The 14,496-nt window shown below is 69.0% G+C and carries 16 protein-coding genes; 2 read left to right on the top strand and 14 right to left on the bottom strand.

All coding sequences use genetic code 11. The features are described 5' to 3' along the window. Positions 1–258 carry a hypothetical protein gene (locus BMY07_RS36080; RefSeq protein ID WP_342741557.1) on the top strand — a complete coding sequence of 86 codons (258 nt, stop codon included), beginning with the start codon at positions 1–3 and terminating at the stop codon, positions 256–258. Between the two features lie 1,154 nt (positions 259–1,412). Here BMY07_RS36080 and BMY07_RS24540 read toward each other — a convergent pair. From BMY07_RS24540 to BMY07_RS24485, 12 genes are all read right to left on the bottom strand, one after another. Continuing rightward, entirely contained in the window at positions 1,413–1,838 is a 426-nt protein-coding gene (locus tag BMY07_RS24540) for a hypothetical protein (RefSeq protein ID WP_177215747.1), read from the bottom strand. Positions 1,839–1,888: 50 nt separating this feature from the next. Beyond that, on the bottom strand, positions 1,889–2,278 hold the full coding sequence (locus BMY07_RS24535; RefSeq protein ID WP_092783265.1) for a hypothetical protein: 390 nt from the start codon (positions 2,276–2,278) through the stop codon (positions 1,889–1,891). A gap of 98 nt (positions 2,279–2,376) precedes the next feature. Continuing rightward, on the bottom strand, positions 2,377–2,784 hold the full coding sequence (locus BMY07_RS24530) for a pilus assembly protein TadE (protein ID WP_281245089.1): 408 nt from the start codon (positions 2,782–2,784) through the stop codon (positions 2,377–2,379). Positions 2,785–2,919: 135 nt separating this feature from the next. Beyond that, positions 2,920–3,369 (bottom strand): TadE family protein, encoded by a 450-nt coding sequence (locus tag BMY07_RS24525; protein ID WP_092783770.1) that lies wholly within the window; start codon positions 3,367–3,369, stop codon positions 2,920–2,922. 5 nt (positions 3,370–3,374) lie between these two features. Beyond that, on the bottom strand, positions 3,375–3,563 hold the full coding sequence (locus BMY07_RS24520) for a hypothetical protein (protein WP_054044579.1): 189 nt from the start codon (positions 3,561–3,563) through the stop codon (positions 3,375–3,377). Positions 3,564–3,613: 50 nt separating this feature from the next. Next, positions 3,614–4,507, bottom strand: a complete 894-nt coding sequence (locus BMY07_RS24515) for a type II secretion system F family protein (RefSeq protein WP_092783767.1) — start codon at positions 4,505–4,507, stop codon at positions 3,614–3,616. Positions 4,508–4,512: 5 nt separating this feature from the next. Beyond that, positions 4,513–5,436 (bottom strand): type II secretion system F family protein, encoded by a 924-nt coding sequence (locus tag BMY07_RS24510; protein ID WP_092783262.1) that lies wholly within the window; start codon positions 5,434–5,436, stop codon positions 4,513–4,515. Next, positions 5,424–6,797, bottom strand: coding sequence for a TadA family conjugal transfer-associated ATPase (locus tag BMY07_RS24505; protein ID WP_245782631.1), 1,374 nt, complete (start codon positions 6,795–6,797; stop codon positions 5,424–5,426). The genes BMY07_RS24510 and BMY07_RS24505 overlap by 13 nt, the downstream gene beginning before the upstream one ends. Before the next feature lie 104 nt (positions 6,798–6,901). Next, positions 6,902–7,804, bottom strand: a complete 903-nt coding sequence (locus BMY07_RS24500; protein WP_092783259.1) for a MinD/ParA family ATP-binding protein — start codon at positions 7,802–7,804, stop codon at positions 6,902–6,904. After that, complete coding sequence (locus BMY07_RS24495; protein WP_092783256.1) at positions 7,804–8,514, bottom strand: hypothetical protein; 711 nt, start codon at positions 8,512–8,514, stop codon at positions 7,804–7,806. The genes BMY07_RS24500 and BMY07_RS24495 overlap by 1 nt, the downstream gene beginning before the upstream one ends. Positions 8,515–8,639: 125 nt before the next feature. Continuing rightward, positions 8,640–9,662, bottom strand: a complete 1,023-nt coding sequence (locus BMY07_RS24490; protein ID WP_092783253.1) for a hypothetical protein — start codon at positions 9,660–9,662, stop codon at positions 8,640–8,642. Further along, on the bottom strand, positions 9,656–10,108 hold the full coding sequence (locus BMY07_RS24485) for a hypothetical protein (protein WP_245782630.1): 453 nt from the start codon (positions 10,106–10,108) through the stop codon (positions 9,656–9,658). The genes BMY07_RS24490 and BMY07_RS24485 overlap by 7 nt, the downstream gene beginning before the upstream one ends. A 398-nt stretch (positions 10,109–10,506) precedes the next feature. Between BMY07_RS24485 and BMY07_RS24480 the strand changes: the two genes are divergently transcribed. Next, the gene (locus BMY07_RS24480) at positions 10,507–11,148 is read left to right on the top strand and encodes a prepilin peptidase (RefSeq protein ID WP_245782629.1); all 642 of its coding nucleotides are present in this window, start codon (positions 10,507–10,509) and stop codon (positions 11,146–11,148) included. 203 nt (positions 11,149–11,351) lie between these two features. Here BMY07_RS24480 and BMY07_RS24475 read toward each other — a convergent pair whose 3' ends face one another. Further along, positions 11,352–12,086: a 5-formyltetrahydrofolate cyclo-ligase gene (locus BMY07_RS24475; protein WP_092783250.1), complete on the bottom strand. Its 735-nt coding sequence runs from the start codon at positions 12,084–12,086 to the stop codon at positions 11,352–11,354. 11 nt (positions 12,087–12,097) lie between these two features. Further along, the gene (locus BMY07_RS24470) at positions 12,098–13,354 is read right to left on the bottom strand and encodes a helix-turn-helix transcriptional regulator (protein ID WP_245782628.1); all 1,257 of its coding nucleotides are present in this window, start codon (positions 13,352–13,354) and stop codon (positions 12,098–12,100) included. Positions 13,355–14,496: the final 1,142 nt, after the last annotated feature.

Raw genomic sequence — 14,496 nt, 5'->3', positions numbered from 1 at the left:
GTGGGTGCCGAGTACGAGCGGCGGTGCCGGTCGGCGTGGTGGGCGCTCACTGGGCCAGTCGAGATCTACCTCATCGTCGGCGCTTGTGGTGTCGTCGTGGTCGGCGCGCAGGTGCGCCAGCCGCAGCTGGTAGACGACCGGGGCGACGGGCAGGTCGCTGCGGTCGCCGCTGCCTGGCTGGTACCGGCGTCGATTCCGGCGCCGGGTCGCGACCAGGGCGGCGCTGACCGCTGCGGCCAGGCCAAGGCCGACGAATAGTTCCTCGCCCCAGCTGATTCCCGGCTCGCCCACCGCGTCGGTGCTCGGCGGTGCTTGGGTCGTCGGTGGCGCCTGAGTGGTCGGTGGGGCTTCGGTGGTAGCGGGTGGTTCTGTTGTGGAGGGGGCCGGTGTCGTCGTGCTGGTGGGTGGGGGCTCGGGTGCAGGGGGCGGCGTTACTGGCGGTGGCACCGGGGCGGTGGCTGGTGGGGAGCTGATGGTGGCGTCGTCGGGCAGGGCCATCTCCTCGCCGGGGAAGATCAGGCTGGGGCGAGTGAAGGTGCCGCCGTTCGGTTGGGGTTTGCCCTTGTTGAGTGCGTAGATCTCCGGCCAGCGGTTGCCGTCGCCGAGGGTGCGTTCCGACATCCGCCACAGCGAGTCGTACACGCCGGTGTCGGGGTTGTACGAAAGCACCACGGCGGACTTCGCGCGGCTGGGCTGCTCGGTCGCTCCGGTCGCCTTGTGGGGATACGGCACGCTGTGGGCGGCCGGTCGCACCCCAGTGAACTCTGCTGGTTCGGTGGATGTGTTCCACGCGGGAGCCGTCGCCACCACGTCAGCAGCGGCACCGTCCGCAGCGGATGGGCTCGTGGCGGGCAGGCCGGCGCGGTGGCCGAGGATGGAGATCAGGACCGCGCCGACGAGCACGGCCGCGATTCGGTGCACCGGTCCGGCCGCTGACAGGTCGGGCATCGCCGCGTCGCGGGCGATCTCGACCGCGCAGCGGGCGACGTCGAGGGTGAAGAAGGCCCACACGAGCCATGTCAGGCAGGCGAGGAAGTCCAGCAGGAACGTGGTGGTCATCGGGCCGAGCAGGACACCCTGGACTTCCGCCCAGGAGGGCAGGTGGTCCGGCAGGGGCCAGCCGACGAAGTGCGTCAACGCCCACGGCAACCCGGCCAGCAGCGCGACCAAGACGGCAGCCGCCAGCAGTGCGCGCACCAGCCTCGCGAGGAATCCCAGCACCCACCCGATGCCCTGCCACATCCGGCCTCGCGTTCGCGGCGGCCGACGCGGCTTGCGGCGGGAGCGATGCGGTGATGTGGCCATGACGTTCTCGTTTCCTCAGCAGAACTGGACGTGTTCGCTCGCCGCCCGGTCACACGGCCGTGATGAGTCGGAGCTATGGGCGAACCGCGTGGGCGACGCGAGCGCGGTCAACTCGCATGGGCGACGAGCGGCTCGGGCTTGTCCGTCCCGGCAGCGGTCGAGCCCTCGCGGGAGTTGGACCTCTGCTCAGGTGCCGGTGTCCTCGGTCCGGAAATGGAGCGCGTTTCACCCGGCGCGCCGGTCGTGGTCACGGCCTTCTTTCGCTTGCCGCGGCCGGGCTTGCGGGCTACGAGCCACCCGGTGAGGTCGGATGGCTTGAGGTCGGTGAACGCCGCCAGCTCGTCGACGTCGATGACGTCCTGGGCGTCGGCCAGCACCTCGCCGAGCTCACGCTCCACCTCGGCGAGCTGTTCGACAATCGCGGCCCGGCGCCCCGCGAGTTCGCCAACCTGCTGCGCGGCCGCGGCCCTGCGGACGCTGCGGGCGGTGTCGGCCTCCTCGACCCGCTGACGGATCTCCTCGGGCGTTGCCATGCTGCTTCTCCTTCTCTGCGATGCCATGTTCACGACGGGCGACGGTGTGGTCATGGGTCGATCGCGGTCACCCCGCGCTGCGGGTGTGCGCTGCCCTGCCCGTGCACTTGGAGCGACCCGATACCGACGAGCCCGAGCAACTGGGTGGTCTGCGAGGCGGTCACGGTGACCGTGACGGTGTCGCCCGAGACGGTCACCGTGCCGGAGGCGCCCTCGGCGGCCAGGTGCGCTTGGGCGTTGGCGACCGCCTGGGCGGGCACGAGTTGGAGGGTGCCGTTGCCGCGGTAGGCGGTGAGGTCGATGGCCTGGGCCCCTGCGCGGGCTGCGGCCTCGGCCTGGCCGTTGGCCCGTACTTTTGCGGCCAGCGCGAGGCCACCGTCGAGGGTCAGGCCGGCCAAGGCCAGGATGCCGACGGTCAGCGCCAGGACGAACGCGGTCACGCGGCCCTCGTCGGCGCGCCACCACCGCAGGCGCGTGCGCCACCACGTCGACCACGAGGTCGACCAACGGCGGCGCCGAGCGTGGCGGCCTCGCCGGGTCATGTCCGGCTCCCGGTGTTCAGGGTCGAACGCCAGAGGTCCACGGGTTCGACCGAGGTGGCCGACAGGGTCTTGCCGCCGGGCACGCCGAGGATGAGCGCGTCGCCGAAGTCGACGGCGCAGGACACGGTCACGCTGACCGTGCCGCCGGGGCGCAAGCCGCCGGTCGACGTGCTCACCGACAGGGAAGCGCACGTCACCCCCGCCGAGGACAGCGCGGTCGCGGCGGTCGACTGGGCCGCGGCGGTCGCAGCCGTCGGGGTGCGTTCGATACTCGCGGCGCGGGCCGCCTGGTGGGCGGCGTCGTCGATGCGGATCCGCGCGTCCACCCCGCGGTGGATGACCACCCCGACGAACACCAGCAGCATGACCAGGAACGGCGCGGCGATGGTGATTTCGGCGGCCACCGAGCCGTCATCAGCACGCCACCAGGCCGCCCACCCCCGCCAACCGGGGCGCACGCGCCCGTGACGCCGTCCTGGGGACGTGACGGGCGCGCGGGGCGGCGTCTGCGATGGCATCGTCTGCGGTGTCATCGCGAGTCACCCGCTCGCCAGGTCGGGGACGAAGCGTTCGACGGGCCCGACGGCCTCGGCGTGCACAGGCAGGCTCAGGAACGGCACGACCGAGGTCGCGGTCCCGCTGACCCGCACCGACGCCGAGGCCGCGCTCCGATCCGAGGTGACGGCGGAGCCGGTGAGCGGGCCGCTCGCGAGCTGGTCGAGCAGTTGCCGCGCGCTGGACGTGCCGGCCGCGGCGGTCTTGTTCTGGGACCGTGCGACCGCGAGCCCCTGCGAGGCGGCGGCTTGGGCGATGTGGGTGGCGTGTGACCAGAGCGCGAACTGCACGATGGCCATCAGCATCAGCAACAGCAGGGGTGTCGCGATGACCAGTTCCGCGCTGACCGAGCCACGGTCACCGCGCAGCGCTCGACGGACTCGACACCATCCGGCGCGGGTCACTGGTGACCGCTTGCTGTGCCTGTGGCTCATCGGGATCACATGGTGATGCCGTTGGCCTTCTCGGTGACCTTCGCGATGACGATCGCGATCACCGCGAGCGCGGCCACGACGAGCAGTGCGGTCACTAGGACGGTTTCGGTCGAGTACCCGGCCTCCGGCTGTCGGCGCAGCTCCTCCCACCGTGCTTGCACCACTGTCCACAATGCCTCCACTTGAGTGCGCATCGTGTTGTCCTCCCTTGTCGTTCACGTTCGGTCGTTGCCCGCGCGAGATGTCACAGTCCATTGAGGACCTGCGTGAGCGCGGGGTAGGCGATGAAGGCCAGGAACCCGAGGAACAGAGCCATCACCGGCAGGCTCATGCGTTCGGTAGCGGCCTGAGCGTCGCCCTCGGCTTCGGTGATCTGGTGAGTGCGCAGCGCTCCGGCCTTGGCGGCCAGGGAGGTACGGACCTTGGCGCCCTCGGTGCCGGCCAGGCTGACCGACGCGGCGAGTTCGGCGAGTTCGGTCACGTCGAGTTCCTCGCCGAGCTGGCGCAGCGTCGCCCACGGCGTCGTGCGCGTGAGGCGGGCGGTGTCCAGGGCTCGGCGGATCTGCTCGAACGCCCACCCTCGTCCGATGTTGACCGAGTCGCCCAGCGCGCTGTCGACCCCGGCTCCCCCGGCCAGGGTGATCCACACCAGGTCCAGGTAGGCGGAAAGCGCGTGGCGGAACCCGGTGCGCAGCTTCGCGGCGTCGGAACGGGCCTGCAGGTCCGGCAGGACGAACCCGACGGCCGCCAGGACGAGTCCGGCGATGATCGGGAACTCGAAGCCGGGTCCGAGTCCGGCCACGGTGAGGACCACGGTCAGCAGGACGGGCAGTAGCAACCCGGCAACGGTGAGGGTGGCTTTCTCCGCCAGGTGGGTCGAGGTCGAACGGCCGATGACTGCCAGGTCCTTGGCCAGGCGCGGGCCGGGAAGCCCCAACGCGCGCAAGGGGGCGACGGCGGGTCGGCCGAGACGTGCGGCCCAGCCGGTGTCGTCGGTGGCGAGGATGGGTGGCGGAGCGGGTGGGGCGGTGGCGTGGGCCAGGACCGCGCCGAGGGCAGGTCGTGGCGGGAACAGGTAGACCGCCAAGGCCCACAGGCCGATCCCGGATCCGATGCCCAGGGCGATGTAGGTGATCATGGTGTTCACTCCTGCCTCGCGGTGACGAGGACCTGTGCCGGGCGGGTTGCCGGGTCCTGCTCGGCGGTGGAAAGGAAGCGGTCGGGCTGGGCGACGCGGGCGATGCGGTTCAGCCACGCGATCCCTGCGGCGAACAGCGCTCCGATGCCCAGCAGCACGATCTGCCCGGCGGCGCTGTCGTAGGCGCCCATGTAGTTGCGGTTGAGCAGCACCACGGCGACGGCGAAGGCCAGGGTGGTGCCGACGATGACGCGCACCGAAGTACGGGTGCGGGCGCGTCCGGCCTCGACGCGCATCCGCATCGAGGCTTGCCCGCGGGCGGCGTCGGCCAGCGACCCGAGCAGCTCGGCGAGCTGGCGAGTCTGTTGTTCGGCGGCCAGCAGCAGGGCGGCGATGACCAGGTCGCCGACCGGATCGTCGAGGCGTTCGCCGAGTCGGCGTAGTGCGGGTGCGAGCCGGTCGCCGTTCTCGATCCCGGTGGCGAGCTCGCCGACCTCGCCGCGGATGGCCGTCGGCGCCAGCGGCGCTGTGGCGAGGATGGCCTGCTCAAGACCGGCGGCGGCCGACAGGGTGTCGCGGAGCATCTCGGTCCAGGTGGCGATGGCCTCGATCCGTGCGACTCGGCGGGCGTGTTCGGGGTCGCGGCCGAGCACCCTGGGCAGCGCCCAGGCGGCGACGCCGGCCAGGACGGCGCCGACGACCCAGCCGGTGAGCAGACCGGGCACCACCCCGGCGGTGATGGCGAGCGCGATCCGCAGGCTGCGGTGCTGGTCCACGGTCCCGGCCGCGCGGGTCCGGGTGCGGCGTTGACGCCGGGGGTCGGTTCCGCGCCAGCCGAGGACCACCAGCAGCAGGCCGAGCCCGGTGCCGCCGCCGAGCAGCGCCGCGGCTGCGGTGGTGGGGCTGAGGGTGATGCTCACGGCGCCCACCAGCCCTCGGGGTTCTCCAGCACGCCGGGGTCGAAGCCGACGTCGGCCAGGTCGTCGAGGGTGTCGCTGCGCAGCGCTCCGGCGACGGGGCGCGCGCGGCGGTCGGGACCAGGGCGGTAGACCTCGTTGGAGATCACCTGCGGGCCATCGGCGCCGACGACCTCGCGGATCGAGGACACGACACGGGTGCGGCGGTCCTCGGCGCGGGCCAGGTGCACCACGAAGTGCACAGCCGAGGCGACCAGCAGGTTGGTGGCCTCCAGCGGGAGCCGCTCGACACCTTGGGCGGCATAGGAGGCGAGGCGGGTGAACGCGATCCGCGAACTGGAGGCGTGCAGGGTGGCCATCGAGCCGTCGTTGCCCTGGGACATGGCGTTGCACATCGGGATGACCTCGGGACCGCGGATCTCGCCGACGATCACCCGGTCCGGCGACATGCGCAGGCCCCACCGCACGAGTTCGGCCTGGCTGATCGCGCCTTCGCCTTCGACGTTGGCTTCGCGGGCCTGGAAGGCGGTCACGTCGGCGTGGATGTCCGGGTCGTGGTCCAGGCCGAGTTCGAAGGCGTCCTCGATGGTGACGATGCGTTCCAGCGGGTCCATCTCGGACGCCAGCGCACGCAGCAGGGTGGTCTTGCCCGCGCCGGTGCCGCCGGTGATCAAGACGTTCTTGCGGGCCTTGACCAGCGCCCGCAGGAACTGCTCCAGGCCGGGATCGACGGTGCCTCGGCGGCGCAGCTCCGGCAGGGTGACGGTGAGGTAGCCGTGGCGGCGGATCGACAGCGCGGTCACGCCCCCGGCGGTCAGACCCATCACCGCGAAGAGCCGCTCCCCGCCGGGGAGCTGGAGGTTGACCGCCGGGGAGCCCTGGTCGAACCGCCGCTCCTGGCTCGACGCGCGTGCGGCGAGCAGCCGCACCAGGTCGGTCAGCTCCTCGTTCGAGCCCGCGATCGGCCCGACCGGGGCGCGGCGGCCGTCGTTGTACTGGACGAACACCCGGTCGAAGCGGTTGGCGTTGATCGTCTCCACCATCGGGTCGTCCAGCAGCGGCTGGAGCCCGGCCATGCCGAACAGCTCGTTGACGACCTCGCCCACGACCCGCTGCTCGACCTCGCGCGGCAGCAGCTGCCGGCCCGCGGCCAGCTCGTTCTCGGTGTGCACCCGCAGCGCCTCGTCGAGGATGCCGCGTGCCAGCTCGCGACGTGCCTCGCGGTTGGCCGTCGTTCCGGTGCGGTCCTGCTGATCGGCCACCCTCTGCGGGAGTTCGGCGTTCAACCGCTCCCGCAGGTGCTGCCTCAGCCGCGTCGTGGCGGCTGACAAGTCAGCCGTGTCCTCGTCGGTGCCCCATCCCAGCGGTGGCACGCCAGTATCTGTACCCGGTGCGGCGCTACCGAACGGGGCCGTTCCGGGCTGCTGTTGGTGGGGGCGCAGAGGCACCGGCGCCGGGTACTGGTTGCTCGGGTACGTCACGATGCCTGCCCTCCCTGCTGGTCGCGGTGATCGGTCGCGGCGGTCGGCGCGACGCGTACGCCGTTGGACGAGGCCGCGCCGGGTGGCACACCCGGAATCGAGCGCAGGACCGGGACCTGCGTCACCGGCTCAGCGGGTCGGGGCTGACTCTGGCTGGCCGGTGCGCGCTCGCGCGTGGCGAGTTCGGTGGCGACGCGGTGAGCGAAGCGGCCGAGCGCCGAATGCGCGGGGCCGCTGCGCCCCCAGCGCAGCTTGTTCGGCCGCCCGCACAGCACGGCCGCGCCGCTCGGGTCGTCGGGCACGCGCCCCAGCGGCGGCACGCCGAGTTCGCGGGCGACCTCGGCGGTGGAGTAGCCCTCGCCCACCAGCAGCAGCACGGGGTTGGGGCTCCAGCGGCCGACGGTGGGCAGCCGGCGCGGCAGGTGCGCGAGGTCGTCGGCGTGAGCCCGCGACAGCAGCACAATCGCGTCGGAGGCGCGCACGATCGGCAGAGCGGGCGAGCCGGGGTCCACGCGCCCGCAGTCGACGATGACCACCGTGCCCGGTTGGTTTGTCGCCGCGCGCAGAACACCCAGGCCGCTGGTCGGGTCGGGAGCCAAGGCTGACAGTGCCGCGCGGGCCTGGTCGGCGTCGGGTGGGGCGGCGATCACCGGCAGGCCGCCGGGGAGCTGCTGGGTGTGCCGCCACACCAGGTCGGCGTCGCCGCTGCGGCGTGCGGCGGCGGCGAGACTCACCAGGCCCGGTGTCGAGGTCAGCGAGAACCGCAGGCCGAGATCGCCGCCGGACGGGTCAGCCTCGACCACCAGTGCACGTGCCGGAGCGGGCCAGCGGGCGGCCAAGGCCACGGCCAGCGTGGTGGCGCCCGGTGAGCCTTTCAGGGACAGGACCGAGATCAACATCAGCGACCCCCAGCAGAGAGCATCACGATCGACAACTGACCGGCCGGCACCGCGGCGACCTGGCGGGCGGCGGCCTCGGACAACTGGACCGACACCACGGTGTTCTGGTCGTTCGCCGGGGTGCTCACGCTGGTCACCACCGCGGGCCAGACCGTGCCGCCATCGGCGGGAGGACTGGTCGCGGTTCCAGCCTGGCCGGGCACGAACACCACCGACACCCGTGCTCCCGGTCCGACTTCCGCAGGGAACTGGCCTGGTTTGAGCGCGAGGGCGGCGATGGCCTGCCCGTTAGCCGGGAGCGCGGCGCCGCCGACGGCGTCCGGGGTGAGCAGCGCCCCGGCCGACAGGCTGGTGGCCATCGGCCTGCCGACCACGGTGGCCGCCTGGTCCGCGCCGACGACCGCGACACCGGGGTCGACCGCGACGTTGACCTGGCGCAGGTCCTGTGTGGTCAGCACGTGCCCTACCGGCACGCCGCGAGCCAGCGCGAGCACCGCCTGCCGATCTCCGGAGTTCAGCGAGATCAGCACGAAGCCACCCACGCACGCCAGGACGAGCAGCACGCCGAGCAACAGGTACGGCACGCTGCGGCGGCGCCCTGTGGTGCGCAACCGCGAGGCGGGAGGCTTCTTGCCGTCGTTGATCCAGGGGCCGTTGGCCGTGCTCGTGACTCGGTCGGTATCGGGCCGGATCGTGGTGTTGGTACTCACGCCGGTACCTCCAAAAGGCATGGGGGTAGTGCGCCGCGTCGCCAGAGGATGGTCAGCGAGCGGAACAGGTGGTCATCGCTTTGTGGGCTGGGAAGTGGTGCCTCGCGGGGAGGCAGTGGCGGGGGTCAGCCGCCGCCGTTGTTAAGAGCCTGCGACTCCGCCACGCGGAAGGTCGCGTTGCCCGTCGTAGTCATGTCCGGGAACGTCCCGCCCTGGCCCGCACCGGACCAGGTCACCGTCCAGTGCACGGTCGCCGTCACCGGGTACGCCTGCCCTGGTTGGCTCGCTGACGATCGGCGGTAGACGTGGCCGCAATCCGGCGATGGCGCTTTCGGATCTGTGCCTGCCTTGTAGGGCGTTCCGGCGCCGGTGCAGGTGACGGTCGAGCCGTCACCCGTCGCCCAGGTCACGGAGGTCGGCGTCGCGACCGCCGTCACCGACACACCGGGAACCGAGGCGGTGGCCGAAACCGGTCCCCAGCCGCCGGACAGCCACATCCAGGTCGGCAGATTCACCAACTGGTCACCAGCAGGGTTCGCCGCGATCGACGGCGAGGGCAGCCGGAGCTGCTTGCGGGCCATCTGCGCGAGCTCGGCGGGTGAGGGCAACAGGGCCGCGCCGGGCTGCTGTCCGTCGGCGATCCATACCGGCGGCCGGTAGAGCCCATCGGTGACGCCCTGGGTAGTGCATTGCCAGACGTACCACGCGCCGGGCCCCTGGCCAGGCTGCGCCGCTTGAGCACGAAACGCTGTCGGCCGGAAGACTGCGGCGTGGACCACGCCGCCGTTGGTCGTCGGCGGCTTGTAGGCGGCCGTGACGACGCCACCGGAGGGTGGCTGGTAATCGCTCCGGAGGTAAGAACAACTCGCCAGGCCCGAGTCACCGCCGACGATGGTGTCGCCGGGCTTGCTGGGCCTGCCGGTGCTCGAGTCGTTGCCTCCAGGGCGGCCCGGCTTGTTGGAGCCTCCGTTTCCCCCCGGCCTGTTGGGGTCACCGCTCGTGCCAGCCCCCAGGTCGCACAACGGAGAGGGAGTCTGACTGCAGTTGACGTTGCCGTAGTTGTCGCCAGCGAGGGCAGGCGCGGCGCCGAGGAGCATCCCGATGCCGACTGCGGCGGAAACGATAGAAAGTCGTTTGGTTGTCAGCATGATCCCACCTCGTGCACCGCGAAATCAGTGACCTTCCAAGATCCGTCAGCTTGAGGTTCCACTTGGCCATTGATCAACCGGCGCCCACCTGGCGTGTCGTCGGCAAGTTGACCATTGTCGGCGCGGTGCTTCAGCGCCTTGGTGGAGTCGCTGCAATCGGTCACGATGATCTTCGTTGGCTTGTCAGCAGGCTCAGCCGACATCACCTTGGCGTCATGGGTGGCCTCGCCCTTGGTCACCAGCCCGTTGTAGCGATCGGCATAGAGTCCGCGCGTCAGGTTCGTTAGGGCGATGCCGGTTGCGTGCCGCACGAGGCCCGTCGATTGCCAGTCCGATGTGACTCCCGCGATGGCGAAGTCCTTCCACATCCCCAAGTACGCGGCCAAAGCTTCGTTGTTGGCCTTGTCTCCTGCGGACAGCGAGGTGGTCGGGCTCGATGTCGCCAAAGGGGCCCCCGCAGGACCCGACGTCCCGGACGGCGGACTCCCCAAATTGCCTGAGCTACAGGCTGCGAGAACTACGAGGCTCATCGCGCCCATGACCGCGCGACCACCCCAGGAGCGAAACATCCCCCCTGTCACAGGCGCACCCCCACACTTCCGTAACGATCGTCTTGTGTCTCGTGACACTTAACACGTCTACACCACGTTCCCCCACCGACTGCAAAGTCGGAAAGCACAGACTTTGAAGTCGGCATGGCGGCCACCCGCAAAGTTCACCCGATCGGTCTAGTTCAGTCACTCGGCGAGTCGTCACGAGGTATCCCTTAGATCGAAGAGCACCTCATCTTGGAGGCGAACGCGGTGTCAATACTGCTACAAAGGGTCATAGGCGGTGAGGATGCTTGACCTCCCTGGTATTGATCATTTCGTGGGCCGCGCTCGGCGTGCTGTCTGGGATCCTTCTCGGCCTCTTGACACGAACGCTGCTGCGGACGAAGCCGTTCAGTCGTTGGAGTTGGATGGTGGCGACAGTGCTCACCGGGCTGCTGTTCACGGCATTGGCCTGGCGGCTGAACTGGAGCGTCGCCCTGTTGGCGTACAGCTACCTAACAGCCGTGCTGGTGCCGCTCGTGATGATTGATTTGGCTGAGCAGCGTCTTCCCGGCGCGGTGGTGCTGCCCAGCTACCTCGTCCTCGCAACCGCCTTCGGTGCGGATGCTGTGCTTGAGTCGAGCTATGACCAGTTGCTGCGGTCGGTGACCGGCATGGCCGTCCTCGCCGCGGCGTACCTCGGCCTCGCGCTCGCGGTCGGCGGACTCGGTGCCGGTGACGTCAAGCTTGCCGGTCTCCTGGGGCTCGCGCTTGGCTGGTGGAGTTGGACGGCGCTGTTCACTGGAACATTTCTCGGTTGGTTGCTCGCAGCGATCGTTCGGATTGCGCTCAGAGCGACCGGACGTGTCAAGAGTGACGACCCGATGCCGCTCGGCCCCTTCCTCGCATTGGGCGCCGTAGCGACCGTCCTGTTGAGCGCGACTGGCCCTTAGAGCGCGGCGGCTTCTCACGTCCGCGTAGCGGTCATAGATGCCCGCAATGTGGCAAAGCAAGCTGACATTGTGTAAGAATGCAAAATGCCCAAGCATGGGACACCTGATGGAGGTCAGTCTCGCTTGTCCGAAGCGATCACGGTCGCTGACCTCCCGTCAGGAGAGGACTCACCCCACCTGCTGAAGTCAATTTGCAGCATCGCTTAGCTACGACGAGGTGCAGAGGCTCTTGAGGCGAGAGCAGGGATGGCGGCGATCTTCTCGGCGGGGAGGCATTCCCAAAGCAATCCTGGCGAACGACGTCGTGGAGCACAATTGATGACTTCGTCAGGCGTGACGATGAGGTCGACGCTGAAGTCGTGCTCTGACTCGGGAAGTTCGCCGTCGACGACTTGGAGTGAGTGCACGGTGGTCGCAATCACGGTCTCTTGTCGTATGAGCCCCGCTTCCTGAAGAAGTGCGACCTCCAAGTCAGAGTAGCCAGCGCCCTTGCCCAGACGGACGCCGTGACGGTTCACAGCGACGCTGCCGCACACGATGAGGTCGATTGGCAGCAGGCTGTCTACATCGACAGTGGGGGCGATGTCAGCGGCGACGTGACTATCGGCGGCTTGTTCGGGAGGTACGGTGAGGTGTTCGGGGTCAAGCAGGTAGAAGGGGCGTTGCTTGGCAAGCTTCGGAACGGCCATGTAGACTATCTTGCCTTCACGGAGCGCTCGGGCTCGGACGGGCAACTGAGCCTTGTCTGGTACAGCTTTGACCACTCCGGCTGACTGCCAGGCTGGCAACGCAGCGAGGCGGTCGGCAGCGAGGTGCGAGTCGACGAAGTTGGGGATGCGGCCGTAGACGTCGGTATCATGCACGGCCCCGCAAGCGGTAAGGGCAGCCCATACCTGGTTGCGAGCCGCATTCTTCAGGTCATCGATGGACGTCGTCACAGTGTCGCTCCTTACGCGGCGGTCATCAGGGCCAACAAGCGGTCGTGAAGATCCTGAACAAAGGATTCGGCGCGCCAACGTCGTAGCTCCCGGGCAGCGTCGAAGGCGATGTTCATGCCACCCCCGCCCCGCGTGGCTTCGATGATGTCGATGGCCTCATGCAGGACAGCGGCGGCAGCGTTCGGTTCGCCTTGCCGGGCTTGAGCGAGCGAGAGATTGCCAAGAATGATTGCTCGTGATTTGCTTAGCCGCCCGGTCGCACGGGCAGCCTTTTCGAGGATATTCTGGGCACGACGGTGATGGCCGAGGAATAGATAGCACGACCCCGCAAGCCGAGCGAATTGACTATCCGAGAATAGATGATACGCCGGGTCATTCTCGGTGATTTTGTCGAAGTGAACCTCGGCATCTGCGAGTGCAATCTCGCAGCCACGTACGTCTCCCAGCATGGCGTGGGCTTCAGCGTTATGGAGGAGCGCCAGCCCCGTAAGTGCCGAGCTGCTGGCGGACGTCATCTCCGCGACGTGTCGAGTGAGTGCGAGACCAGCGCGTGGGTCGCGGTCGCCGTAGAGAGCCAGGTAGCTTGCGCGAAGTATTGCCTGCCCTTCCGCAATGATATCGCCGACTTCGCGCGCCGCAGACGCGGCTTGGTCGAAGTAGGTACGCGCGCTGTCTTGATCACGACGTTGGGAGGCATCCCAGACGAGTTGTCCCATCAACGTTGCAGCTTCCGACTCCACCGCCTTCAGCTCGCGACGCACGCGTCCGTACGGTGCCTCGCGTGCGAGCAGGGCGATCTGTCCGAACGTGGGGCCTGCATCGGCCAGAAGGGGGATGGATGGAGTTCGGTCATAGCGTGCGCCTAGGGCTTGCACTTCCTGCCGCAGGTGAGCTACCGCCACAAGATCGACTCCGGACGAACGCCGTGGAGCGAGGCTGACGTGATCTTGGCCAGGTGCAGCGCTGGCAGCCGTCTCCGTGAGGTACTGATCGAGCACCTCTGGGGTGATCCCCAGAGCCTCGGCGACGTCGGCCTGGTTCCAAGGCTGAGGCGATTGGACACCGCGTTCCCACCGGGCGACGGTGGACCGGTCGAGCTTGAGTCGAGTCGCGAACGTCTCCTGGGTGTACCCCATCGCCGCTCGTCGCCGGGCCAGGCTGTTTCGTCGCAGCGTCATGCTCGTCCCCGTTCGTAGCGGCTCGGTCTGCTGATGGTCCCGTCCCTGTTTGGGCAGGTCAAGGCGCATGTCCGCTGCGGACGACATCATCCCGGTAACGATCGACGGCTACTTTCCACCCTCGGGTCTCGTCAGCCTGTTCCTCCGGACGAGTCAGTCCGGCACCACAACCCACGACCACGTGACTGCACTTTTCTGAGGGATACACAGAGGCCCTTGGTTTCACCCAGATGGCATATCGCGATTCTGTTGTCATTTCCGCAGTTCATCACCACTGCCGCCCCGTTGACGCCCCATCGCCGCCGCGCCCCCGCTCTGGCTCGCCGCGCGTCGCGGACGGTTAGCTGCGTGGGCAGGTCTTACAGCGGTTCTACCAGCACCTAACGCCGTAATCCGTGCACGCTGCCGGTTCGGCAGGCGGATGACCAAACGCTCAACACTATGGGAGTAGCAGGAAGTTCGGGAAAAGAAAATCGGGACTCGCTGAGTTACGGAGTAGATGATGACACTCTCCCAGCGATTCGCGGAACCTGCGGTTTCGCGATGCCTACGAACAAAGCTCGCTGTGCCGTGTTCTCTCGTGCAGCCGGTGTGGGTACGGAGTTGGGCCACCGCACGAGCCGGTGACGCACGATGAACGACCACAGAGCTTGGACGGTGACGTGCCGGGATATCGCCGGCCGCCCTCGGAGCTTGACGGTGCTCGTGCGTGGCTCGAACGTCGTAGTGATGGCACCCCCAGGTGAGGTTGCCAGGCTCGACGCCGCTGAGGCCGAGCAGTTCCGCTCCGCTATCGCCACGGCTGTTGAGGTGGCCGCCGCCCCTGCCCCCGGCGGATCTGGCTCCTCCGAGGAGATCGGCATGGCGAGCACGGTGATGCAGTACGGCGACGGTGGTCACGCGACCGTCGCAGGGCGCTCTGCTTCACCGTCATGTCGCGGCGGAACCACGACCCCGATACCTGGTTCCGCCGCGATCCCCTCCCTGCGAGGTGAGGCCTCATGATGCCCTTGGCTCCGGTCATCACGGCCGTCGCCGCTGTGGTGTTCGTCAGTTGCCTGCTGGTGCTGGCGTCCCGGCAACAACGCTCCGAGGCCACGTCCGGCAGACACAGCCAGGCCGTGTCGTCCTACGTCGGCAAGCATTGGCGTGAGCCGAAGCAGCCACCGTCACCGGTGTTGTCACACGCGCTGAAGACGGTCGGCACGCACGGCTTGGGCTTCAGCAGGGAA

Source organism: Actinokineospora terrae (genome assembly GCF_900111175.1).
Lineage (GTDB): Bacteria > Actinomycetota > Actinomycetes > Mycobacteriales > Pseudonocardiaceae > Actinokineospora > Actinokineospora terrae.
The sequence above is the reverse complement of the archived record's forward strand: the minus strand, read 5'-3'. Positions and strand labels throughout refer to the sequence as shown.

Excerpts from the sequence above, each read along its gene's own strand:
- BMY07_RS24540 (WP_177215747.1), bottom strand. The coding sequence starts at position 1,838 with ATGGCAACGCCCGAGGAGATCCGTCAGCGGGTCGAGGAGGCCGACACC.
- BMY07_RS24525 (WP_092783770.1), bottom strand. The coding sequence starts at position 3,369 with ATGAGCCACAGGCACAGCAAGCGGTCACCAGTGACCCGCGCCGGATGG.
- BMY07_RS24520 (WP_054044579.1), bottom strand. The coding sequence starts at position 3,563 with ATGCGCACTCAAGTGGAGGCATTGTGGACAGTGGTGCAAGCACGGTGG.
- BMY07_RS24515 (WP_092783767.1), bottom strand. The coding sequence starts at position 4,507 with ATGATCACCTACATCGCCCTGGGCATCGGATCCGGGATCGGCCTGTGG.
- BMY07_RS24500 (WP_092783259.1), bottom strand. The coding sequence starts at position 7,804 with ATGTTGATCTCGGTCCTGTCCCTGAAAGGCTCACCGGGCGCCACCACG.
- BMY07_RS24490 (WP_092783253.1), bottom strand. The coding sequence starts at position 9,662 with ATGCTGACAACCAAACGACTTTCTATCGTTTCCGCCGCAGTCGGCATC.
- BMY07_RS24470 (WP_245782628.1), bottom strand. The coding sequence starts at position 13,354 with ATGATGTCGTCCGCAGCGGACATGCGCCTTGACCTGCCCAAACAGGGA.